The sequence below is a fragment of the Kitasatospora sp. NPDC088346 genome, from assembly GCF_044740765.1.
GTDB lineage: Bacteria > Actinomycetota > Actinomycetes > Streptomycetales > Streptomycetaceae > Kitasatospora.
Genome location: NZ_JBIURH010000001.1, coordinates 744,746 through 766,029, shown reverse-complemented (window position 1 = coordinate 766,029; position 21,284 = coordinate 744,746). Strand labels below are relative to the sequence as shown.

Genomic DNA, 21,284 nt, shown 5'->3' with positions numbered 1-21,284 from the left:
GGCAACGCCCGTCAGAACAGCGCCGCGCCGCGCTCCAGTTCCAGCAGCAGCCGCTTGTTGTCCGTCCCCGCGGCGAATCCGGTGAGCGCCCCGCTGGCGCCGATCACCCGGTGGCAGGGGCGGATCACCAGCAGCGGGTTGGCCCCGACCGCACCGCCCACCGCCCGCACCGCGCGCGGCGAGTGCCCGGCGGCCTCGGCGAGTTCGCCGTAGGTGACGGTGGCGCCGTACGGGATGTCGTCGAGCGCGGCCCAGACGGACTGCCGGAACTCGGTGCCGACCGGCGCCAGCGGCAGGTCGAACGTGGTCAGCTCACCCGCGAAGTAGCCGGTCAGCTGCTCCACGACAGGCGCCAGGGCGTCCGCGTCGGGCACCCAGCCGTCGGCGGGTTCGCTCAGCGCGCCCTTCTGGCCGGGAGCGGTGACGGCCGTCAGCGCGAGCGGGCCGCCGTCCTGGTAGACGCCGCTCAGCAGCAGGCGCCCGAGCGGGCTGTCCATGGTCGTGAACGCCGTTGTCATGCCGTCTCCTCCGTCGTACTGTCCACGTTCGATTCCCCGCCCCTCGCCGCCACACCGGCCGGAACCCCACCACCGGAAGCCCCACCGCCCGACGCCCCACCGGGCACCCCACCACCCGGCGCCCCACCACCAAGCACCCCACCACCACGCACCGCACCACCCGGCGAGGCCGCCGCCACCCAGAGCCGGTGCACGGCGTACGAGCGCCAGGGCGCCCACGCGGGCGCGGCCAGTTCGGCGGCCTTCGGGTCACCGGGCAGGCCCAGGCCTTGCAGGCCGTGCCGCACGCCCGCGTCCGTCGGCAGGAAGACGTCCGGGTCGGCCAGGGCCCGCATCCGCAGGTAGCCGACCGTCCAGGGGCCGATGCCGGGCAGGGCGAGCAGTTCGGCGGCGGCCTCCTCGCGGTCGACGCCGCCGTCCAGCCGGACGGTGCCCTCGGCGAGGGCGGCGCACAGCCCGCGCAGCGCCCGGCGCCGCGATTCGGGCATCGCGAGGTGTTCCGGTGCCGCCTGCGCGAGCGCGTCGGCGGTGGGGAAGAGGAGGCGCAGGCCGCCGCTGGGGGCGGGCAGCGCGGCCCCGTACCGTTCGGCGAGCCGGCCGGCCAGCGTCCGGGCGGCCGTGACGGTGATCTGCTGGCCGAGCACGGCGCGGGCGGCGAGCTCGTGCGGGTCGACGTGGCCGGGCGAGCGGATGCCCGGGCGGGCTTGGACCAGCGGGGCGAGCGCCGGGTCGGCGGCGAGCTGGCCGTCGACGGTGTCCGGGTCGGCGTCGAGGTCGAAGAGGGCGCGCAGCCGGTGCACGGCGGTGGTGAGGTCGCGCAGGTCGGTGAGGACGAGCCGGCAGTCCAGCCAGCCCCGGGTCGGTGGGTCGGCGGGTCCGAGGCCGTCCACCTCGGCGACGGCGTGGCCGTACGGGAGGGCGAGGGTGCGGCGGTAGGTGCGGACCCCGGGGGGCGTGCCGGGGACGACCTCCTCCACCCCGGGCACCGCGCGCAGGGCCAGGAAGTCGATCAGGTGGTCGCTGTCCAGTGCGCCGCGGTAGGCGAGCCGGAGGCTGATGCTGCCGGGAGTGCCGCCGCCCCGGCGGCCGGCCGCGACCTCGGTGCGCAGCCTGCTCGGGGTGCGGTCGTAGACCTCGCGCACGGTGTCGTTGAACTGCCGGACGGAGGCGAAGCCGGCCGCGAACGCGACCTCGGTGACCGGCAGTTCGGTGGTCTGCAGGAGCAGGCGGGCCGCCTGTGCGCGCTGGGCGCGGGCGAGGGCGAGCGGGCCCGCGCCGAGTTCGGCGGTGAGCTGGCGCTGGAGCTGGCGGGAGCTGTAGCCGAGCCTGGCGGCCAGGCCGGCGACGCCTTCGCGGTCGACGATTCCGTCGCCGATCAGCCGCATGGCGCGGCCGACCAGGTCGGCGCGGTGGTTCCACTCGGGCGAGCCGGGCACGGAGTCGGGCCGGCAGCGCCGGCAGGCGCGGTAGCCGGCGCCCTGGGCGGCGGCCGCGGTCGGGTAGAAGCTGCAGTTCACCCGCTTCGGGGTCACTGCCGGGCAGCTCGGCCGGCAGTAGATGCCGGTGGTGCGGACGGCCGTGAAGAACACCCCGTCGAAGCGGGAGTCCCGGCTGTCGACCGCCCGGTACCTGGTCTCGTCGTCGATCACGTTGTCCAGTCTGCGCCATCCCGGAGGGCTCGACTGGCGGGAATCGGACACGGCGGTCCGGCACGGTTCCGGACATCCCCTGGGAGCGCTCTCAGGCCCGTCGCCCGACCCGCTAGGCTCAGCACTGCACACCCACGCGCGGCCACGTACGTCTCGTACGATCACGCACGGCGGGGCGCACCCGCGAGGAGCGCCGCCGTACGGATCGGCGGACGGTCGCGGAGAGCGCCACCGTGCAGAGCGGTGGACGGTCGCCGAGAGCGGCGTCGTGGGGAGCGGTGGACAGTCGCGGAGAGGAGCGCACGGTGACCGAACCGTCGGGGCAGCAGCAGTCGGCCGGGGTCGTCGGGGGCGTCTCCGCGCGGCCCACCCTGGAGTCGGTCGCCGAGCGGGCGGGTGTCTCCAGGGCGACCGCCTCCCGGGTGGTGAACGGCGGGGCGGGCGTGCGCGAGGCCCTCCAGGAGAAGGTCCGCCGCGCGGTGGACGAGCTCGGGTACGTCCCCAACCTGGCGGCCCGCACCCTGGTGACGCGGCGCAACCAGGCGGTGGCCGTGGTGGTCGCCGAACCGGAGAGCCGGATCTTCTCGGACCCCTTCTTCGCCCAGCACCTGCGCGGCATCAGCCGCGAACTCTCGGCGGCCGACAACCAGATGGTGCTGCTGATGATCGAGGAGCAGCGCGACTACGACCGGGTGGGGCGCTATCTGGCCGGCGGCCACGTCGACGGCGTCCTGCTGTTCTCGTTGCACCGCTCGGACCCGCTGCCGCAGATCGCCCGGCGGGTCGGCCTGCCCTTCGTGGTCGGCGGCCGGCCGGGCTGGCCGGGGGCCGAGTCCGACCGCGAGCTGGTGTACGTGGACAGCGACAACCGGGGCGGTGCCCGGCAGGCCGTGCAGCACCTGCGGGAGCTCGGCCGGGTCCGGATCGCCACCATCACCGGCCCGCTCGACCAGACCTCCTCGGTCGACCGTCTGGACGGCTACCGCGACCTGCTGCCCGACGGCGACCCGGCACTGATCGCCGAGGGTGACTTCACCCCGGACGGCGGCGGCCGGGCGATGGCCGGTCTGCTGGCCCGCCGGCCGGACCTGGACGCGGTGTTCGCCGCCTCGGACTCGATGGCCTCCGGGGCGCTGCGGGTCCTGCGCGCGGCCGGGCGCCGGGTGCCGGAGGACGTCGCGGTGGTCGGCTTCGACGACGTCGAGTCGGTGGCGGCGTGGACGGAGCCGCCGCTGACCACCGTCCGGCAGGACATCGAGGAGATGGGGCGGCTGATGGCCCGGATGCTGCTGCGGCACCTGTCCGGCGAGCCGGAGCGGCCGGTCGGCCGTGGCTCGGCCCCCACCTCGGTGATCATCCCGACCCGGCTGGTCCGGCGGGAGTCGGCCTGACCGCGCAACCGCCGGAACACGCCGCCGGGCGGCGAACGCCGACGCGGTGTCGGGTACGCCGCCCGGGGGCGGAACGCGGTACAGGCGGAACGCGGTGCGGAGGGCCGTGCGCGGAGCGAGGGGGCACGGCGGCTACTTCGGGTCACGGTTGAAGGTCGAGGTGGACCAGAAGTAGCCGAGCACCGCGAGCGCCAGGCACCAGGCGACGGCGAGCCACCCGTTGTGGCCGATCTCGCTGCCGAGCAGCAGGCCCCGCAGGGTCTCGATGGCGGGCGTGAACGGCTGGTACTCGGCGATCGGCTGGAACCAGCCGGGCATCGCGTGGACCGGCGTGAAGGCACTGGACAGCAGCGGCAGCAGGATCAGCGGCATCGCGTTGTTGCTGGCGGCCTCCGCGTTCGGGCTGACCAGGCCCATGCCGACGGCGAGCCAGGTGAGGGCCGTGGCGAAGAGCACGAGCAGGCCGAACGCCGCCAGCCACTCCAGGACGCCGGCCCCGGTGGAGCGGAAGCCGATCGCCACGCCGACGGCCCCCACCAGGACGACGCTCGCGACCGACTGCAGCACGCTGCCGACGACGTGCCCGACGAGCACCGAGGGCCGGTGGATCGCCATCGTACGGAAGCGGGCGATGATGCCCTCGGTCATGTCGTTGGAGACGGAGACCGCGGTGCCGACCACGGTGCTGCCGATGGTCATCAGCAGCAGGCCCGGGACGACGTAGGCGATGTACGCGGAGCGGTCCGGGCTGCCGCCGAGGCCCGAGCTCATCGCGTCGCCGAAGATGTAGACGAAGAGCAGCAGCAGCATGATCGGGGTGAGCAGCAGGTTCAGGGTGAGCGAGGGGTAGCGCCGGGCGTGCAGGAGGTTGCGGCGCAGCATGGTGGACGAGTCGCGGACGGCGAGGGAGAGAGAGCTCATCGGACGGTCTCCTTGGGCTGGTCGGGGATGCCGGCGGTGCCGGTGAGGGCGAAGAACACGTCGTCGAGGTCGGGGGTGTGCACGGTCAGTTCGTCCGCCTCGATGCCGGCGGTGTCCAGCCGGTCGAGGACGGAGCGCAGGGCGCGCTGGCTGCCGTCGCTGGGGATCTGCAGGGTCAGTGCCTCGTCATCGCGGGTGACCTCGCCGAGGGCGGAGGCGGCGCCTTGGTACGCGGCGGGGTCGGCGAACCGCAGCCGGACGTGTCCGCCGGGGACCAGCCGCTTCAGCTCCTCGGCGGTGCCCTCGGCGGCGATCCCGCCGTTGTGGAGGACGGCGATGCGGTCGGCGAGCTGGTCCGCCTCCTCCAGGTACTGGGTGGTGAGGAAGACGGTGGTGCCGTCGGTGACCAGCCGGCGGATGATCTGCCACATGGTGTGCCGGGAGCGCGGGTCGAGGCCGGTGGTCGGTTCGTCGAGGAAGATGATCCGCGGGTTGCCGACCAGGGTCATGGCGATGTCCAGGCGGCGCTTCATGCCGCCGGAGTAGGTGGCGGCGGGCTTCTTGGCCGCGTCCACCAGGTCGAAGCGTTCGAGCAGGTCGGCGGTGGTGCGGCGGCCCTCGCTGCGGGGCAGGTGGTGCAGGTCGGCCATCAGGAGCATGTTCTCCTCGCCGGTGATCAGGCCGTCGACGGCGGAGAACTGGCCGGTGACGCCGATCGCGGCGCGTACCGCCTGGGGGTCGGCGGCCAGGTCGTGGCCGCCGATGTGGACGGCGCCGGTGCCCGGGTCGGCGGAGACGAGGGTGGAGAGGATCTTCACTGCGGTGGTCTTGCCGGCGCCGTTGGGGCCGAGCAGGGAGAAGACCGTTCCTTCGGGGACGGCCAGGTCGACGCCGTCGAGGACGACCTTGTCGTTGTAGGACTTGCGCAGTCCGTTCGCCGCGATGGCCAGGTTCGTCATGGTGGCTGCTCCTCAGATGCTGCGGGCGGTGATGTCGCCGTGGGCGGTGGTCGCGTGGATGGTCAGGTCGGCGGCGCCGCCGGCGTTGCGCAGCGCGTTGTGGATCCGGCCGTAGCCGGTGCCGGCGTCGAGGGAGGCGGAGATGCCGGGGGCGGCGCCGACCGACACCTCGCCCAGCTGGGTGGTCAGCACGAGCGCGCCGCGCACGGCTTCGGTGATCCGGATGTCGCCCTTCTGGGTGCTGATCTCCGCGGGGCCGCCCAGGCGGCCGATCGAGACGTCGCCGGCGGCGGTGGTGAGGCGGGCGCTCGCGGCCTCGTCGATCTTGATGGCGCCGGCCGAACCCTCGTAGGCGACGTCGCCGAGGCGTCCGACGCCCCGGAGGTCGGCCGCGGCGGCCTTCACCTCGATGCGCGAGCCGGCCGGCAGCTGGACGGTGACCTCGATGGAGCCGGAGGGGCCGAAGTACTGGTTCTTCGCCTCCGGGGCGGCGACCCGCAGGACGCCGTCCCGGTAGTCGACGGTGGCCTGCGCGGCGGCCTTGACGTCGCGGCTCCTGCCGGGGTCGGCCGGGCGGACGTCGACGGTGGTGTCGGTCCGGTCGGCGGCGATGACCTGGACGCGTCCGGCGGGGATCTCGATGACGGCGGCGACCGGGGCGGGGCTGTCGAACTTCTGCATCGTGTGCTCCTGCACTCGCTGGTGTTGTTTCTGACTTCGCAAAAGCTACGTTGCGTTCAAGAACCTGGCAACAACCACGTTGCATGAAATCGGCATCAGTGCAGGTCACATCAGCAAAATCATTGCAACGGCTGCGAATTTAACGCAACGTCAGACGGGCATGCGTTGCATTGGATGGGGAATGAAAGCTACAGTGCGGGCATCCGACGGACCGTGAGAGGGGATCTCGATGCCGGGAGGCAGGCTTACTCAGCAGGAGCGCCAGCAGATCGCACTGGGGCTGGCCGACGGGCTGGCCTACGCGGAGATCGCGAGGCGCCTGGACCGTCCCACCTCGACGATCACGCGTGAGGTGCTGCGCAACGGCGGGCCCGTCTCCTACCGCGCCGAGCTGGCCCACCGTGCCACCGAGCGCCGCGCGCACCGGCGCCGGCAGGCGACGCCCCGGGCGCAGCAGGCGCCCGAACAGACCCACGGACGCGACCCCGAGGCCGTGCGCGAGTACGAGGAGACCTTCACCACGCTCTTCATGCAGCAGGGCCTGCCGAAGATGACGGCCCGGGTCCTGACGTGCCTCTTCACCACCGACGCGGGCAGCCTCACCGCGTCCGAACTCGTCCAGCGCCTCCAGGTCAGCCCGGCGTCCGTCTCCAAGGCGGTCGCGTTCCTCGAAGGCCAGGGCCTGGTCCGACGGGAACCCGACGAGGGCCGCCGCGAGCGCTACGTCGTCGACAACGACGTCTGGTACCAGTCGACGATGGCCGCTGCCCGCGCCAGCGCCCAACTCGCGGAGATCGCCCGGCAGGGCGTCTCCGTCCTCGGCCACGACACCCCGGCAGCCACCCGTCTGGAGAACATCGCCCGCTTCAGCGAGTTCATCAGCGAGACCATCGCCCGCGCCGCCGAGCAGTCCCGCGAGGTGCTCTATGCGAAGGCCCCCGCCGCCCCCGGCCGGGCGGCCGCCGTCGGCGGCGGCGCCGACACCGACGCCGACGCCGACGCCGACGACGCAGCCAGCGCGCCGGGTGCGGAGCGCGGGTAGGGCGGCGGAAAACCCCGGGCGGCCCTTCCGTGGACGCCGTACGGTCTGCCCCATGAGTGATGATCGGAACGACGATCGGTACGCCGGTCTCCCGAAGGCCGAGTTCGCCTTCCCCGGGCCGCTGCGCGACCGGTTGGTGGCCGCGATCCTCGGCGGCGAGAAGCGCAGCACCACCGGCCTGATGGCCGAGTACCGGGCGCTGGGCGAGGCCCTGCCGACGGTCGGGGACCGGCAGGTGGTGGTGGACTCGGACGACGTCCCGGTGGCCGTGATCGAGCTGACCGAGGTGCGGGTGGTCCCGCTCGGCGAGGTCGACCTCCGGCACGCCCTCGACGAGGGCGAGGGTCTGCGGACGGTGGCCGAGTGGCGGGCCGGCCACGAGCAGTACTGGAGCAGCCCGGAGATGCTGGCGGAGCTGGCGGACCCGGACTTCGCCGTCGACGACACCACCGAGGTGGTGCTGGAGCGGTTCCGGGTGGTGCGGTAACGCGCGAGGCGCTCCGTCCGGCCGAACGCGGGCAGGCCACGACGCCCGCAGGCCGGGTGGCCGGGCAGCCATCGAGCCACCCGGCCACCCGGCCTACGGCGCAGGTCAGTTGAAGGGGATCCGCAGGACGGAGGCGCTGCCCTGGGCCTGGGTCGCACCGACCCGCAGCTGGGACGGGGCGTTGCCGATCGCCGACCACACCTCCACCCGGACGGTTCCGTGGTCGAGGGCGCCCAGCGTGCCGGTCGCGCCGGCCAGACCCGCGGCCGCCCCCGAGTACCGCTCCCAGCCGGCCACCGGGTCGGTCGCGAAGTAGCGGTACGTCTCGACCCGGTCGAAGCTGCCGTCCCCGGTGAGGTCGTAGGAGACCCGGACCTGCTGCCCGAGGCCGACCGCCGAGCCGGCGTCGAGGTAGAGGTCGAAGTCGGTACCGGCACCGGACTTGAGGGTGCCGCTCAGGTTCCGGACCTCGTAGACCCTGGCCTGGTACGGCGTGCCGTCGTGGTTGCCGCCGCCCGCCGAGGGCAGGGTGTCGGTCGCGGCGGCGCTGCCGTAGGCGGTGGTGAGGGTGCCGGCGGCCTGGAGGTAGAAGGTGTTGCCGCTGCCCGCCGGCACCGAGGGCGACGGCGACGGCGACGGTGTCCCCGACGGCGAGGACGACGCCGAGGGAGAGGGAGAGGACGACGGCGAGGGCGGGCTGGTCGGTCCGCCGGTGCCGCCGTCCTGGAAGGCGCCCCGCTCGCTGGCCGTCGATCGGGCCGGCACGGTCAGCGTGTACCCGTCCGAGAAGCGGACCTGCCGGGCGGTGGTGGAGTAGTTGTGCGCCACGTGGGTGCGGGTGGCGCCGTTGCTGAAGACGGCGGCCGTCGGGGTGTCGGCGGTGGTGGCGGGGTCGAGGGTGCCGAGCGCGGCGAGGGCGTAGATCCAGTGGTAGGTGTGCGCCCTGGACTCCCCCTCCTCCGGGGTGTAGCCGCCGTTGCCGCTGTCCCAGGCCGACTTGGCGGCGGCCGGGTCGGCAAGGGCCTGGAACTCCCACAGCAGGTCGCGCCAGTCGGTCAGCACCCCGCCGTTGTTGGCCTTGAGCTCGGCGAGGTTGGCCCGGATCTCGTCCTGGCGGCGGGCCAGGTAGAGCGAACCCCCGGTGACCGGCAGCACGTTGATGCCGTGGATCATGCCGGGTGCCGCGGTCCACCACGTGGAGTAGGCGGCGCCGCTGCCCCAGACCATGCCGACGGTGCCGTGGCCGAAGGAGGCCGGGAAGTTGGCCCGGTCCGCGTCGAACCAGTACTGCTCGACCGCGTTCGCCTCGGTGGTGTAGAGGTAGACGCCCAGGTCGCGCAGGGTGGTGTCGCCGGTGGCGGAGCCGTAGAGGATCAGTCCGGCGCTGAAGTTGAGCGACTCGGAGGAGGACTCCTGGTTGTTGCCCGCGGCGAACGCCGCGTGGCCGGCCGCCCAGCCGTGACCGGCGTAGACGTCGAAGTTGCGCAGCAGCGGGAAGCGGGTGTCGGCGCGGTCCGCGTTGGCGGCGTCCTTGGCGATCAGCTTGACCATGCCGCCCCAGGCGGAGTCGGCGGCCCACGCGCTGTCGTAGCGGGCGACGGTGGCGGCGGCCTGGACGAAGTACCCGTAGTGGAAGTGGTGGTCGTTGAGTTCGGCGTCGGTGCCGTAGGAGGCGGGGTAGCCGATCAGGGTCTTCCACACCGCGTCGTACGCGAAGCCGGGTGAGCCGGTGCCCCGGAACCAGGTCTGCAGCTTCCCCTTGATCAGGCCGAGCAGCTTGTCCCTGGTCGCGGCGTCGCCCAGCTGGTCGGCGACGGGGACGAGTTGGGACAGCCGGCCGAGGGCCTTGCCGGTCCAGTAGGTGTCGGTGGCGCCGGCGAACGGGTCGGCGGCGTCGGCCTCCTGGCGCACCAGCGCGCCGAGTGCCGCCCGGTCGTAGCCGCCGACGTCCGGCAGCGAGGGCAGCACGCCGCCGACGCTCTGCACGGTGGTGAAGCCGCCGCCCTCGCGGACCTTCATCGGCCCGCGCGGCGAGACGTAGCCGAGCGGGGTCAGCGGGTCGGTCGTGGCCCGCCACTGGTGCGGGTAGAGGGCGAGCAGGGTGCCGGTCCGGGTGCCCTCCTGGGCGGTGGTGGTGGCGGTGTAGGTGGTGGTGAGGGTGCCCGCCGCGGGCTGGTGGCTCCAGTCGGCCCTGGTGTCGGTGACGAAGCTGTACGCGTAGGTGCCGAAGAGCGCCAGGTCGGACTGGGCCGGCAGGACGGCGACGGAGTAGTAGTCCTTGGCGCCGAGCGCCGCGCTCAGGGTCGTGCCGTTGACGTTCCAGCCGGTGCCCGCGGGTGCGAACAGGCCGTAGTTGTGGCCGGCCACGGTGATCCCGAGGACGTTGCCCTGGTTGGCGAAGACGGTGGGTGCGGCGGCGGTGGTGATCTGGGCCGCGCCGCCGGTGGCGTGGGCGTAGACGTACGGCAGGCCGTGTCCGATGGTGGCGCTGAAGGTGTGCGCGCCGTCCGCCCAGTACGGGGTGACGGTCCAGTCGGTCCAGCCGTCGACCTTGGTGTCCGGGGAGTTGAGCCCCGCCACGCCGAGGGTGAGGTCCCGGGTGTGGGTGTAGTCGTACTGGCGCCCGTCCCCGGTGACGGTCGGGGTGGTGGGGTAGCCGACCTCCAGTCCGGCGGCGACGGCCTTGAAGGTGAGCGGGTGGCCGTACATGTTCTCCGAGTACGGGTTGCCCGCGTAGCGCTGGAAGACCAGGGAGGACCACCAGTCGTTGGTCGGCACGGCCTTGCCGGCCATCCGCGGGGTGACCTTGGGGGTGACGGGTGCGCCGTCGGAGTTGCTCGGGCCGACGGTTCCGGCGGGGCGGCTGTCGCTGTAGCCGCCGAGGCCGACGGGGACGGTCGCGGCGGCGGCGCTGCCCGCGCCGACGGTCGCGGCCAGCGCGGCCGCGGCGGCGAGCGCCAGTGCCGTGACGGCGGCTGCCGGGCGACGCACGGATCTGAACTTCATGGATCCACCTCGGGTGGGGGACGGTGGGGCGGGAGCACCGCTTGAGAGCGCTCTCAGCGTTGGGACGCTAGGGCGGTCACAGACCCCTGTCAACGCTCCGGACACAATCCCCGACTTCACTCTCCGAACGGACTCCCGCGTCAACCCCGAAGGTTACGTTCGGGTTTCGGACTCTTGACGAGCGAGAACGCCACCGGGCACTCTCCTGACATCGCATTGAGAGCGCTCTCAGACATTCTTCGCCGGTCCACTCCGGCACCCACCGGCACCCACCCGCCACCCACCGACCTGCTGCGCCAGGAGGCACCCCCATGCGCCCGTTCAGAAGCCGCACCACCGTCGCCCTCGCATCCGCCGCACTCGCCTCCGGTCTGCTGCTCACCGGCTGCGGATCCGGCGGCACGGCCTCCGGGGACACCGCCGACGCCAAGGTCACCCTCACGGTCGACCTCTTCGGCACCTTCGGTTTCAAGGAGAGCGGCCTCTACGACGAGTACTCCAAGCTGCACCCCGACATCACCATCAAGCAGACCGACACCCAGGACGAGGCCCAGTACTGGCAGGCGCTGCAGACCAAGCTCGCGGGTGGCGGCGGCCTCGCCGACGTCCAGGGCCTGGAGGTCGGCCGGGCGGCGAGCGTGGTGCGGAAGCAGGCGGACAAGTTCACCGACCTGAAGACCCTCGGCATCGGCGGGGTCAACGACGAGCTGGTGCCGTGGAAGGGCGCCGCCGTCAAGACCCCCGACGGCAGGGTGCTGGGCGCCGGCACCGACATCGGCCCGGAGGCGATCTGCTACCGCACCGACCTCTTCAAGGCCGCCGGCCTGCCCACCGACCGCACCGAGCTCGCCGCCAGGTGGTCCACCTGGCAGGGCTACCTCGACCTCGGTCGGACGTACGCCGGCAAGGCCGCGGCCGGCAACGCCTGGACCGACAGCGCGGCCGGCATGTTCACCGCCGAGGTCGGCCAGCAGAAGGTCCGGTACGCCGATGAGAGCGGCAAGCCGGTCTTCGACAGCAACCCGGCCGTCAAGACCGCGTGGAGCGACGCCAACCGGCTCGTGGCCGACAGCCTGTCCGCCAAGCTGCCGCAGTGGACGCCGGAGTGGAACAAGGCCTTCAGCACCGGCAGGTTCGCCACCCTCAGCTGCCCCGCCTGGATGATCGGCTACATCAAGGGCCAGGCCGGCGACGCCGGCGCGGGCACCTGGGACATCGCCCCCGGCCCCGGCAGGACCGGCAACTGGGGCGGCTCGTACCTGACCATCCCGCGCACCGCCAAGCACCCCAAGGAGGCCGCCGCGCTGATCACGTGGCTGACCGCCAAGGAGCAGCAGGCGAAGCTCTTCACCAAGCAGGGCTCCTTCCCGTCCAGCACCGGCGCGCAGGCCGAGATCAAGGCCGTCACGGACCCGTACTTCAACAACGCCCCGATCGGCCAGATCTTCGGCGAGTCCGCCGCCAACATGCCCGCCCAGGTGCTCGGCACCGACGACGGCGTGATCGGCAAGGCCTTCACCGACGCCCTCGGCGAGGTGGAGCGCACCGCCACCGCCCCGGACACCGCCTGGCAGCACGCCATGGACAACATCAAGAAGGCCAACGGCAACTGACCCGCCGGCAGCCACCCGCTCCCGGCCCGACCGGCCGCCGCCGGCCCGGGCCGGGAGCCCGTCGAAGGACTCCTCCATGGCCATCACCTCCGCCCGGCTGCCCGCCGTGGCCGCCGCCGGGTCCCGGCCGCGGCGGGCCGGCCGGCTCGCCCCGTACGGCTTCGTCGCCCCCTTCTTCGTCCTGTTCTCGGCCTTCGGGCTGTTCCCGCTGGTGTACACCGCGTACGTCTCGCTGCACCGGGTGGAGCTGCAGACGGCGGACCGGATGGACTGGCTCGGGCTGCAGAACTACACCCGTCTCCTCGACGACCCGTTCTTCTGGAACGCGCTGCGCAACACCTTCACCATCGGGGCGCTCTCCACCGTCCCGCAGCTGCTGATGGCGCTCGGCCTGGCCCACCTGCTCAACTACCGGCTGCGCGGCCGGACGTTCTTCCGGGTCGCGATGCTGATGCCGTACGCGACCTCGGTGGCCGCCGCGACGCTGGTGTTCGCGCAGCTCTTCGGCCGGGACTACGGCCTGATCAACTGGGCGCTCGGCAGCGTCGGGCTGGACCCGGTGGACTGGCAGGCCGACACCTGGGCCTCGCAGTTCGGTGTCTCGGCCGTCGTCACCTGGCGCTGGACGGGCTACAACGCGCTGATCTACCTGGCCGGCATGCAGGCCATCCCGGCCGACCTGTACGAGTCGGCGGCCGTGGACGGCGCCTCCCGCTGGCAGCAGTTCCGCCACATCACCGTGCCGGGCCTGCGGCCCACCATCGTCTTCACCGTGGTGGTGTCCACCATCGGCGCCACCCAGCTGTTCGGCGAACCGCTGCTGTACGAGGGCAACTCGGGCGGCGGCATCTCGCACCAGTACCAGACCCTCGGCCTGTACATGTACGAGCAGGGCTGGTCCTTCTTCCACCTGGGCCGGGCGGCCGCCGTGGCCTGGGTGATGTTCCTGCTGATCGTGGTGCTGGCCCTGGTGAACGCGGCCGTCGCCGCCCGGCGCAACCGTACGGACCGGTGATCGAGATGAAGACCGCCAAGCGCTCCCCCCTCCGGGGCGGCCCGCTCGCCTACGCGGTGCTGGGCGTCGCCACCCTGCTCGCCGTGTTCCCGTTCTACTGGACGCTGGTGGCCGCCAGCCGGTCCAACTCCGAGCTCAGCGCGGCGACTCCGGCGCTGACCCCCGGGCCGAACCTGTTCCACAACCTCGGCGAGGCGTTGCAGCAGGCCGCCATCGGCACGGCGCTGCTCAACTCGCTGCTGGTCTCGTCCGTCGTGACGGCGGGCGTGGTGCTCTCCTCCACCCTGGCCGGATTCGCCTTCGCCAAGCTGCGGTTCCGCGGCCGCGGGCTGCTGCTGGCGGTCACCGTGGGCACCATGATGATCCCGCCGCAGCTCGGCGTGATCCCGCTGTTCATGGTGATCGTCAAGCTGGACCTGCAGAACAAGCTGCCGGCCGTCGTGCTGCCCTCGCTGGTCTCGGCCTTCGGGGTGTTCTTCATGCGGCAGTTCCTGCTCCAGGCGCTGCCCGACGAGCTGATCGAGGCCGGCCGGATGGACGGCGCCTCCCTGCTGCGGATCTTCCGGTCGATCGTGCTGCCGGTGGCCCGCCCGGGGATGGCCGTGCTCGGCATGCTGACCTTCATGGCCACCTGGAACGACTTCTTCTGGCCGATCGTCGCGCTCAGCTCGCAGAACCCCACGGTGCAGGTGGCGCTCAAGTCCCTCGGCCAGGGCTACGTGCCCGACCAGTCGATCGTCATGGCGGGCACCCTGCTCGGGACCTTGCCCGTGCTGGTGGTCTTCGCGCTGCTCGGCCGTCAGATCGTCGGCGGCATCATGCAGGGCGCGGTCAAGGGATGAACACTCAACTCACGATCCTGGAAGGCGAGATGACAGTCGAAGCCCTGCCCTCCCCGGTCCGCGCCGGCTTCCCCGCCGACTTCGTCTGGGGTGCGGCCACGGCCGCGTACCAGATCGAGGGCGCGGCGACGCTGGACGGCCGCACGCCGTCCATCTGGGACACCTTCAGCCACACCCCCGGCAAGGTCCGCAACGGCGACACCGGCGACATCGCCGCGGACCACTACCACCGCTACCGCGAGGACGTCGCGCTGATGTCCGAACTCGGGCTCGGGGCTTACCGGTTCTCGCTCTCCTGGCCGCGGGTGCGGCCCGGCGGGCGGGGGCCGGCCAACCGGGCCGGGCTGGACTTCTACGACCGGCTGGTGGACGAGCTGCTCGCCGGCGGCGTCACGCCGGTCGCCACCCTGTACCACTGGGACCTGCCGCAGGAGCTGGAGGACCGGGGCGGCTGGACCGACCGGGACACCGCGTACCGCTTCGCCGAGTACGCCGCGATCGCCGCCGCGGCGCTCGGCGACCGGGTCCCCACCTGGACCACCCTCAACGAGCCCTGGTGCAGCGCCTTCCTCGGCTACGGCAACGGCGTGCACGCGCCCGGCCGCACCGACCCGGCGGCAGCCCTGACCGCCCACCACCACCTGCTGCTCGCGCACGGCCTGGGCACCGCCGCCCTGCGGTCCGCGCTGCCCGCCGGGGCGCAGGTCTCGCTGACCCTCAACCTGGCCGCCGTGCGCCCGCTGTCGACCGACCCGGGCGACCTCGACGCGGCCCGCCGGATCGACGGCCTGGCCAACCGGATCTTCCTGGACCCGGTCTTCCACGGCCACTACCCCGCCGACGTGCTCGCCGACACCGCGCAGCTGACCGACTGGTCCTTCGTCCGGGACGGCGACCTCGCGGAGATCTCCCGCCCGATCGACTCACTGGGGATCAACTACTACACCCCGACGGTGGTCGCGGCCGACGACCCGGCGGCGCCGGCCCCCCGGCAGGACGGCCACGCCGGTGAGCTCTCGCCCTGGCCCGCCGACCGGGGCGTGCGGTTCCTGCCCGCCGAGGGCAGCCGCACCGCGATGGGCTGGCCGGTGGACGCCGACGGCCTGTACGAGCTGCTCACCCGGCTGCGCGACGACCTGCCCGGCCTGCCGCTGCTGGTCACCGAGAACGGCGCCGCGTACGAGGACTACACCGACCCCTCGGGCGCGGTGCACGATCCGGAGCGCGTCGCGTACCTGCACGGCCACCTGTCGGCGGTGCGCCGGGCGGTGGCGGACGGCGCCCCGGTGCGCGGGTACTTCCTGTGGTCGCTGCTGGACAACTTCGAGTGGGCGTACGGGTACAGCAAGCGGTTCGGGATCGTGCACGTGGACTTCGCCAGCCAGCGCCGCACGCCCAAGGACAGCGCCCGCTGGTACGCCGAGGTGATCCGGACCGGCGACCTGCCGCACTGACCGGACCGGCACCGGACGGGACCCCCGACGGCCGCGAGGCCGACCCGAGACCTGACGGCCGGGTCGGCCTCGCGGCACGCGGTGGGAGCGGCACCGCCGGCGTCCGCCGGAGGTGTCAGCGGTGCCGGGTCGGGCTGTTCGGCCCGCGCATCGACTTGGTGATGGTCTTCCACTTCTGCAACTGCTCCTTGCGCAGCCGGGCGTCGCTGCGCGAGGCGATCCAGGCGCTCTCCCGCTGGAGCTTGCGGTAGCTCTCCATCCGCCGGTACGGCAGGGTGCCGTCCTCCAGCGCGGCCAGCACGGCGCAGCCCGGCTCGCTGTGGTGCCCGCAGTCGTCGAAGCGGCACCGCCCGGCGAGCTCCTCGATCTCGGCGAAGGCCTGGCCGAGGCCCTCGCCGCCGTAGAGGCCGACCTCGCGCAGGCCGGGGGTGTCGATCACCAGGCCGCCGCCGGGCAGGGCGACGAGTTCCCGGGTGGTGGTGGTGTGCCGTCCCTTGCCGTCGCTGTCGCGGGTCTGCTGGACGGTCATCACCTCCCGTCCGGCGAGTGCGTTGGTCAGGGTGGACTTGCCGGCTCCGGACTGCCCGATGAGGGCGCTGGTGCCGGGTGCGCAGGCGCGCAGCACGTCGATGCCCTCGCCGGTCTCGGCGCTGACCGCGAGCACGGTGACGCCGGGGGCGATGTGTTCGACGTCGGCCCGGATGTGGTCGGCGTCGTCCACCAGGTCGGCCTTGGTGAGGACGACGACCGGTTCGGCGCCGGACTCCCAGGCCAGGGCGAGGAAGCGCTCGATCCGGCCGAGGTCGGGGTCGAGGGCGAGCGAGACCGCGATGAGGACGGTGTCGATGTTGGCGGCCAGCACCTGGCCGTCCGAGCGGCCGCCGGAGGCCTTGCGGACGATGGCGGTGGAGCGCGGCAGCAGGGCGTCGACGGTGGGCAGGCCGGCGGTGGCCAGGTCGACGGCGGCCCAGTCGCCGGTGCACGGGCCGTGCAGCGGGTCGGAGCTGCCGACCGGCCGGGAGTCGGCGCGGACGGTGCGCGGCTCGCCGGTTTCGGGATCGGCCAGCAGGACGTCGCAGCGTCCGCGGTCGACCCGGGCGATCAGCGCGGGGGTGAGGCCCGCCTCGGCGAGGGGGGCGAATTCGGCGGCCCTGCTCTGGTTCCAGCCGTGGCCGGAGAGCGGGTGGGCAGCGGAGAGGGAGTTCAACGGGGTGACCCTTCGGAGGGTGTGGCCCCGGCTGTGTGCGCGCACGGCGCGGCACGCACCGGCGGTGCGTGGTGGAACAGCGGTTGGAGTCAGCCGGAGACCACGGAGGTAGGAACGGTGGGCTTCTGAGCGCTCGCGGCACTCACCGTAACGACGGCCATCACGGTCCTCACCTCCTGATTCGTTCCGGGTCGACGGGCACGGCCCACCGCGGGCCGGCCGAACACGGAAACCGTAGCCGGGCCGGGCGGTGGGCCGCCACCGGTTATTCGGGCAGGAGCAGCAGCTTGCCGGTGGTGGCCCGGGACTCCAGCAGTTCGTGCGCCTTGGCGGCCTCGTCGAGCGGGAGTTCGGCGTGGATCCGCGGGCGCAGCCGGCCGTCCGCCAGGTGGGCGAGGACGGCGGCGGCGGAGCCGGTGAGGGCCTGCCGGTCGCGGACGTGGTCGGCCAGGCTGGGCCGGGTGACCTTGAGGGAGCCGAGGGTGCGCAGCCGTTCCAGGTCGAAGGGCGGCACCTTGCCGCTGGAGAGTCCGCACAGCACGAGCAGTCCGCGCGGGGCGAGGGCGTGCAGGCTGGACTCGAAGGTGTCGGCGCCGACCGAGTCGTAGACGACGGTGGCGCCGCCGCCGGTGAGTTCCTCGATCTGCCGGCGCATCCGCTCGGGCTCCAGGTACGGCAGCACGAAGTCGGCGCCGTGTTCGCGGGCGGTCTCCCGCTTGGCCTCGGTGGACGCGGTGGCGAGCACGGTGGCGCCGCGGGCCGCCGCGAACTGGACCAGCAGTCCGCCGAGGCCGCCGGCGCCGGCGTGCACCAGGACGGTGTCGGCGGCGCCGACCGGGTGGGTGGTGTGGCTGAGGTAGTGGGCGGCGAGCCCCTGCAGCAGGATCGCGGCGGCGGCCCGGGCGGAGACCCCGGGCGGGACCGGCACCGCCTTGGCGGCGGGCACGACGGCGTACTCGGCGTAGGCGCCGAGCGCCGTCGCGTAGGCCACCCGGTCGCCGGGGGCGAAGCCGGCGCCGGGGCCGGCCTCGACCACCGTCCCGGCGGCCTCCTGGCCGGGTACCAGCGGGAGCGGGGCGGGGTAGGTGCCGTCGCGGTAGTAGACGTCGATGAAGTTGACGCCGACGGCCTCGTGCCGGACCAGGATCTCGCCCGGCCCGGGCGCGGGCGTCGCCACCTCGCGCGCGACCAGGACCTCGGGCCCGCCGGTCTGCTCCACCAGGGTCGCGCGCATGGCAATTCCTTTCGTCAGCACCTGTGTTGATGTTACGTCAGATACGAGTCCGCGACGGTGAGCGCCTCGTCGACGGCGGCCAGGCCCTCACGGGCCTCCTCCTCGCTGGTGGTGCAGGGCGGCAGGACGTGCAGCCGGTTGTAGTTGGCGAAGGGCCACACGCCGCGCTTGCGGCAGGCGGCCATCACCTGGTTGAGGGGCTCCGCCTGGGCCGGGGTGGCGGCGTACGGGACGAGCATCTCCCGGCTGTCGCGGTCGCGGACCAGCTCCAGGGCCCACATCACGCCGAGGCCGCGGACCTCGCCGACCGAGGGGTGCCGTTCGGCGATCTCCCGCAGGCCGGGGCCGAGGACCTGTGCGCCGAGCCGGGCGGCGTTCTCCACGATCCCCTCGTCCTCCATGGCCCGGATGGTGGCGACCGCGGCGGCGCAGGCCAGCGGGTGTCCGGAGTAGGTCAGCCCGCCCGGGTAGACGCGGTGTTCGAACTCGGCGGCGACCCGTTCGGAGATCAGGACGCCGCCGAGCGGGACGTAACCGGAGTTGACCCCCTTGGCGAAGGTCATCAGGTCCGGCACCACGTCCCAGTTGTCGACCGCGAACCAGCGGCCGGTGCGTCCGAAGCCGACCATCACCTCGTCGGTGATCAGCAGGACGCCGTACTCGTCGCACAGCTGCCGCACGCCCGCCAGGTAGCCCGCCGGGGGCACCAGCACGCCGCCGGTGCCGATCACCGGTTCGAGCAGGACGGCGGCGATCGTGGACGGGCCCTCCATCCGGATCACCAGGTCGAGGTGGGCGAGGGCGCGCTCGCACTCCTCCTGCTCGGTGGTGGAGTTGAACGGCGAGCGGTAGAGGTAGGGGCCGAAGAAGTGGGCGACGCCGGCGGCGCCGGTGTCGGTGGCCCAGCGCCGGGGGTCCCCGGTGAGGTGCATCGAGGTGGCGGTGGAGCCGTGGTACGAGCGGTACGCCGAGAGGACCTTGGGGCGGCCGGTGGTCAGCCGGGCCATCCGGACGGCGTGCTCGTTGGCCTCGGTGCCGCCGTTGGTGAAGAAGACTTTGTCCAGGTCGCCCGGTGCGTGGGCGGCGACCAGCCTCGCCGCCTCGCCGCGCCGGTCGTTGGCGAAGTGCGGGGCGATGGTGCACAGGCGGGCGGCCTGCTCCTGGATCGCCCGGACGACCTTCGGGTGGGCGTGGCCGATGTTGAGGTTGACGAACTGGGACGAGAAGTCGAGGTACCGGTTGCCCTCGTAGTCCCAGAAGTAGGAGCCGGCCGCACCGGCCACCGGCACCGGGCTGATCTGCCCCTGGGCGGACCAGGAGTGGAAGACGTGCGACCGGTCGTCGGCCCGGACCGCCCGACCGCCTTCCGGGTCGCGGTCCCGGGCGACGGCCCGGTCGAGGGCGGCGGTGCCGGCGGAGAGGTCGGTGGTGTCGTCGACGGTCATGGGTTCACCTCGTGGGCTCAAGGAAGTAGTTGATGTCCGCGGTGACGCGTTCGATGATCCGGTCGCGGTCCGCCCGGGCGCCGAGCCGGCGCTCCTGGAAGTGCCGGGTCGGTGCGGAGAACGGCAGCCCGGCGTGGTGGAGATAGCGGACGGCCCCGGAGGGGTCCCGGCCGGGGATGACCTCGGAGCGGGCGTGCCGGCTGGCGCTGAACGGGATGTCGAGCCGGCCGGCCGCGAAGGCCCGGGCGACGGCGCCGGCCAGGTCGTCGGTGCCGTCCTGGAGGACGGGTTCGACGAGTTCCTCGACCTCGCGCCGGATCCAGTGCTCCTCCTCGGCGATCCGCTCCTCGTCGAGCCGGACGAAGTCCAGCAGGCCGGAGAGCGCGAGCGAGGTGGTGCGGATGCCATGGGCGTTGGCGGCGGCGTCGGGGATCCCGTGCGCCTCCTGGTTGGTCTTGTTGATCACCTTGGTGGCGCGCCCGAGGCGGGCGACCAGGCCGCCGTAGAGGATCAGTTCGTCGGCGGCCCGCTCGGAGTGCGGGAAGACGCCCATGAACTGGTGCAGCACCGGGAACACCTCGACGGTGTCCGGCAGGTAGCGCCGGGCCAGGGTGCGCACCGAGCGGAGCGCGGCGATGTCCTGGTGCGCCTCGCCGCCCTGCGGGTAGGCGATCGACAGGCACCGGACGCCGGCCCGGGCCGCCAGCACGGCCTCCAGCAGGGTGAGGGCGAGGCTGGTGGACGGCGGCACCAGGACGGCGGTCAGGGTGCCGAACAGTTCGCGGTCCATCACGACGCCCTGGTCGGCCAGCCGCCCGCAGGCGGCGTCCACCTGCTGCCAGGCGCGCAGCGAGTGCTCCAGCGGGACGTCCTTGGAGTAGGGGAGGTTGTAGGTGATGCCGCCGCCCTCGAAGGAGCTGATCCCGGAGGCCACCGTGACGGCGAACAGGTCACGGGCGTCGGGCGAGCCGTGCCGGACCTCCAGCGGGACGGCGACGGTCTCGTTGAGCTCGCGGCCGCGCTGCCAGCCGTGCGCGACCAGCGGGTAGCCGTTCAGGTCGCCGGGGTTCTCCCGGAGCAGCCGCCGGGCGGTGGCGAACTGCTTCAGCCGGGTGTACGAGTCGATGGTCAGGGTGAGGAGGCCGGGCCCGGCCGGTTCCAGGGTGCGCAGCAGGGTGGCCATCTGCTGGTGGCCGCCGACCCCGCAGCGGGGCTGGACGAGCGGGCGTCCGGCCAGGTCGGCCGCCCTCAGGACGTCGACGGCCAGGGGCTTTCCGCGGTCCCGGAGGTAGCCGACGGCCTCGGCGGCGGGCGGCAGGGAGGCCGCCACCTCGGGGTGCAGCTCCAGTTCGTCGAAGACGGACACGCTCTCCCCCGTCAGGCGCCGGCGAGCTGGGTCGCCCGGGCGGCGTGGATGAGGTCGAGCAGGACGGGCAGCTGGGTGGCGTCGGCGAGCAGGTGGTCGACGCCGAGGGAGCGCAGGCGTTCCTCCTCCCCGCCGTCCTTGCGGCTGCCGACGGAGAGGTTGCCGCCGACCACGACCGGGCAGTTCAGCAGGCCGCGGGCGCGCAGCTCGGGCAGGGTGCGCAGGTCCTGGTGGGCGTGGCCGTTGAGGCTGCCGATGACGACGGCCTCGGCGTGCGGGTGGGCGGCGTGCGCCGCGGCGAAGTCGGCGAGCGGGGTGCAGACGCCGAGGTTGAGCACCTGGAGGCCGTGCAGGCGCAGTTGCATCGCGATCAGGTGGTTGGCGACGGCGTGGGCGTCACTCTCGGCCACGCCGAGGATGACCAGGCGGTCCTCGTTCACGGGTTCCTCTCGGG

18 protein-coding genes are annotated in these 21,284 nt (G+C 73.3%); 7 read left to right on the top strand and 11 right to left on the bottom strand.

Translation table 11 applies throughout. The features are described 5' to 3' along the window. Positions 1-11 precede the first annotated feature (11 nt). Both ACIOFR_RS03425 and ACIOFR_RS03420 read right to left on the bottom strand, forming a co-directional pair. A complete protein-coding gene (locus tag ACIOFR_RS03425) occupies positions 12-518 on the bottom strand; it encodes a methylated-DNA--[protein]-cysteine S-methyltransferase (protein WP_400992021.1) in 507 nt (168 codons plus the stop codon). Further along, on the bottom strand, positions 515-2,167 hold the full coding sequence (locus ACIOFR_RS03420) for a DNA-3-methyladenine glycosylase 2 family protein (protein ID WP_400992019.1): 1,653 nt from the start codon (positions 2,165-2,167) through the stop codon (positions 515-517). The genes ACIOFR_RS03425 and ACIOFR_RS03420 overlap by 4 nt, the downstream gene beginning before the upstream one ends. Positions 2,168-2,472: 305 nt before the next feature. On the opposite strand from ACIOFR_RS03420, the gene ACIOFR_RS03415 reads away from it, so the two are divergent. Next, positions 2,473-3,558, top strand: coding sequence for a LacI family DNA-binding transcriptional regulator (locus ACIOFR_RS03415; protein WP_400992018.1), 1,086 nt, complete (start codon positions 2,473-2,475; stop codon positions 3,556-3,558). Positions 3,559-3,690: 132 nt separating this feature from the next. Here the strand turns inward: ACIOFR_RS03415 and ACIOFR_RS03410 are convergent, their stop codons facing one another. The 3 genes from ACIOFR_RS03410 to ACIOFR_RS03400 are packed head-to-tail and all read right to left on the bottom strand — an operon-like array spanning position 3,691 to position 6,119. Further along, positions 3,691-4,479 carry an ABC transporter permease gene (locus tag ACIOFR_RS03410; protein ID WP_400992016.1) on the bottom strand — a complete coding sequence of 263 codons (789 nt, stop codon included), beginning with the start codon at positions 4,477-4,479 and terminating at the stop codon, positions 3,691-3,693. Beyond that, complete coding sequence (locus tag ACIOFR_RS03405; RefSeq protein ID WP_400992014.1) at positions 4,476-5,438, bottom strand: ATP-binding cassette domain-containing protein; 963 nt, start codon at positions 5,436-5,438, stop codon at positions 4,476-4,478. The genes ACIOFR_RS03410 and ACIOFR_RS03405 overlap by 4 nt, the downstream gene beginning before the upstream one ends. A 12-nt stretch (positions 5,439-5,450) precedes the next feature. After that, entirely contained in the window at positions 5,451-6,119 is a 669-nt protein-coding gene (locus ACIOFR_RS03400) for a DUF4097 family beta strand repeat-containing protein (protein ID WP_400992012.1), read from the bottom strand. Between the two features lie 229 nt (positions 6,120-6,348). Here ACIOFR_RS03400 and ACIOFR_RS03395 point away from each other — a divergent pair, with 229 nt between their 5' ends. Then, positions 6,349-7,161, top strand: coding sequence for a helix-turn-helix domain-containing protein (locus tag ACIOFR_RS03395; protein WP_400992011.1), 813 nt, complete (start codon positions 6,349-6,351; stop codon positions 7,159-7,161). Between the two features lie 52 nt (positions 7,162-7,213). Next, positions 7,214-7,648, top strand: coding sequence for an ASCH domain-containing protein (locus tag ACIOFR_RS03390; RefSeq protein WP_400992010.1), 435 nt, complete (start codon positions 7,214-7,216; stop codon positions 7,646-7,648). A 105-nt stretch (positions 7,649-7,753) separates the two neighbouring features. Here the strand turns inward: ACIOFR_RS03390 and ACIOFR_RS03385 are convergent, their stop codons facing one another. Then, on the bottom strand, positions 7,754-10,654 hold the full coding sequence (locus tag ACIOFR_RS03385; protein WP_400992009.1) for a glycosyl hydrolase: 2,901 nt from the start codon (positions 10,652-10,654) through the stop codon (positions 7,754-7,756). Positions 10,655-10,965: 311 nt separating this feature from the next. Between ACIOFR_RS03385 and ACIOFR_RS03380 the strand changes: the two genes are divergently transcribed. The 4 genes from ACIOFR_RS03380 (at position 10,966) to ACIOFR_RS03365 (ending at position 15,578) form a co-directional block, all read left to right on the top strand. Further along, positions 10,966-12,267, top strand: a complete 1,302-nt coding sequence (locus ACIOFR_RS03380; protein WP_400992007.1) for an extracellular solute-binding protein — start codon at positions 10,966-10,968, stop codon at positions 12,265-12,267. Positions 12,268-12,343: 76 nt separating this feature from the next. Continuing rightward, on the top strand, positions 12,344-13,282 hold the full coding sequence (locus ACIOFR_RS03375) for a carbohydrate ABC transporter permease (RefSeq protein ID WP_400992006.1): 939 nt from the start codon (positions 12,344-12,346) through the stop codon (positions 13,280-13,282). Between the two features lie 5 nt (positions 13,283-13,287). Further along, the gene (locus ACIOFR_RS03370; protein WP_400992140.1) at positions 13,288-14,124 is read left to right on the top strand and encodes a carbohydrate ABC transporter permease; all 837 of its coding nucleotides are present in this window, start codon (positions 13,288-13,290) and stop codon (positions 14,122-14,124) included. Positions 14,125-14,153: 29 nt separating this feature from the next. Then, positions 14,154-15,578, top strand: coding sequence for a GH1 family beta-glucosidase (locus tag ACIOFR_RS03365; protein ID WP_400992005.1), 1,425 nt, complete (start codon positions 14,154-14,156; stop codon positions 15,576-15,578). Positions 15,579-15,693: 115 nt separating this feature from the next. Here the strand turns inward: ACIOFR_RS03365 and rsgA are convergent, their stop codons facing one another. From rsgA to ACIOFR_RS03340, 5 genes are all read right to left on the bottom strand, one after another. Continuing rightward, complete coding sequence (rsgA, locus tag ACIOFR_RS03360) at positions 15,694-16,785, bottom strand: ribosome small subunit-dependent GTPase A (RefSeq protein WP_400992003.1); 1,092 nt, start codon at positions 16,783-16,785, stop codon at positions 15,694-15,696. 265 nt (positions 16,786-17,050) lie between these two features. Then, positions 17,051-18,019: a quinone oxidoreductase family protein gene (locus tag ACIOFR_RS03355; protein WP_400992002.1), complete on the bottom strand. Its 969-nt coding sequence runs from the start codon at positions 18,017-18,019 to the stop codon at positions 17,051-17,053. Between the two features lie 32 nt (positions 18,020-18,051). Further along, positions 18,052-19,464, bottom strand: a complete 1,413-nt coding sequence (locus ACIOFR_RS03350; protein ID WP_400992000.1) for an aspartate aminotransferase family protein — start codon at positions 19,462-19,464, stop codon at positions 18,052-18,054. A 4-nt stretch (positions 19,465-19,468) separates the two neighbouring features. Continuing rightward, a complete protein-coding gene (locus ACIOFR_RS03345; RefSeq protein ID WP_400991999.1) occupies positions 19,469-20,830 on the bottom strand; it encodes a methylaspartate mutase in 1,362 nt (453 codons plus the stop codon). 11 nt (positions 20,831-20,841) lie between these two features. Continuing rightward, the gene (locus tag ACIOFR_RS03340; protein ID WP_400991997.1) at positions 20,842-21,270 is read right to left on the bottom strand and encodes a cobalamin-dependent protein; all 429 of its coding nucleotides are present in this window, start codon (positions 21,268-21,270) and stop codon (positions 20,842-20,844) included. Positions 21,271-21,284 lie beyond the last annotated feature (14 nt).

Excerpts from the sequence above, each read along its gene's own strand:
- ACIOFR_RS03405 (WP_400992014.1), bottom strand. The coding sequence starts at position 5,438 with ATGACGAACCTGGCCATCGCGGCGAACGGACTGCGCAAGTCCTACAAC.
- ACIOFR_RS03370 (WP_400992140.1), top strand. The coding sequence starts at position 13,288 with ATGAAGACCGCCAAGCGCTCCCCCCTCCGGGGCGGCCCGCTCGCCTAC.
- ACIOFR_RS03425 (WP_400992021.1), bottom strand. The coding sequence starts at position 518 with ATGACAACGGCGTTCACGACCATGGACAGCCCGCTCGGGCGCCTGCTG.
- ACIOFR_RS03355 (WP_400992002.1), bottom strand. The coding sequence starts at position 18,019 with ATGCGCGCGACCCTGGTGGAGCAGACCGGCGGGCCCGAGGTCCTGGTC.
- ACIOFR_RS03390 (WP_400992010.1), top strand. The coding sequence starts at position 7,214 with ATGAGTGATGATCGGAACGACGATCGGTACGCCGGTCTCCCGAAGGCC.
- ACIOFR_RS03385 (WP_400992009.1), bottom strand. The coding sequence starts at position 10,654 with ATGAAGTTCAGATCCGTGCGTCGCCCGGCAGCCGCCGTCACGGCACTG.
- ACIOFR_RS03410 (WP_400992016.1), bottom strand. The coding sequence starts at position 4,479 with ATGAGCTCTCTCTCCCTCGCCGTCCGCGACTCGTCCACCATGCTGCGC.
- ACIOFR_RS03375 (WP_400992006.1), top strand. The coding sequence starts at position 12,344 with ATGGCCATCACCTCCGCCCGGCTGCCCGCCGTGGCCGCCGCCGGGTCC.
- ACIOFR_RS03380 (WP_400992007.1), top strand. The coding sequence starts at position 10,966 with ATGCGCCCGTTCAGAAGCCGCACCACCGTCGCCCTCGCATCCGCCGCA.
- ACIOFR_RS03350 (WP_400992000.1), bottom strand. The coding sequence starts at position 19,464 with ATGACCGTCGACGACACCACCGACCTCTCCGCCGGCACCGCCGCCCTC.
- ACIOFR_RS03365 (WP_400992005.1), top strand. The coding sequence starts at position 14,154 with ATGACAGTCGAAGCCCTGCCCTCCCCGGTCCGCGCCGGCTTCCCCGCC.
- ACIOFR_RS03395 (WP_400992011.1), top strand. The coding sequence starts at position 6,349 with ATGCCGGGAGGCAGGCTTACTCAGCAGGAGCGCCAGCAGATCGCACTG.
- ACIOFR_RS03400 (WP_400992012.1), bottom strand. The coding sequence starts at position 6,119 with ATGCAGAAGTTCGACAGCCCCGCCCCGGTCGCCGCCGTCATCGAGATC.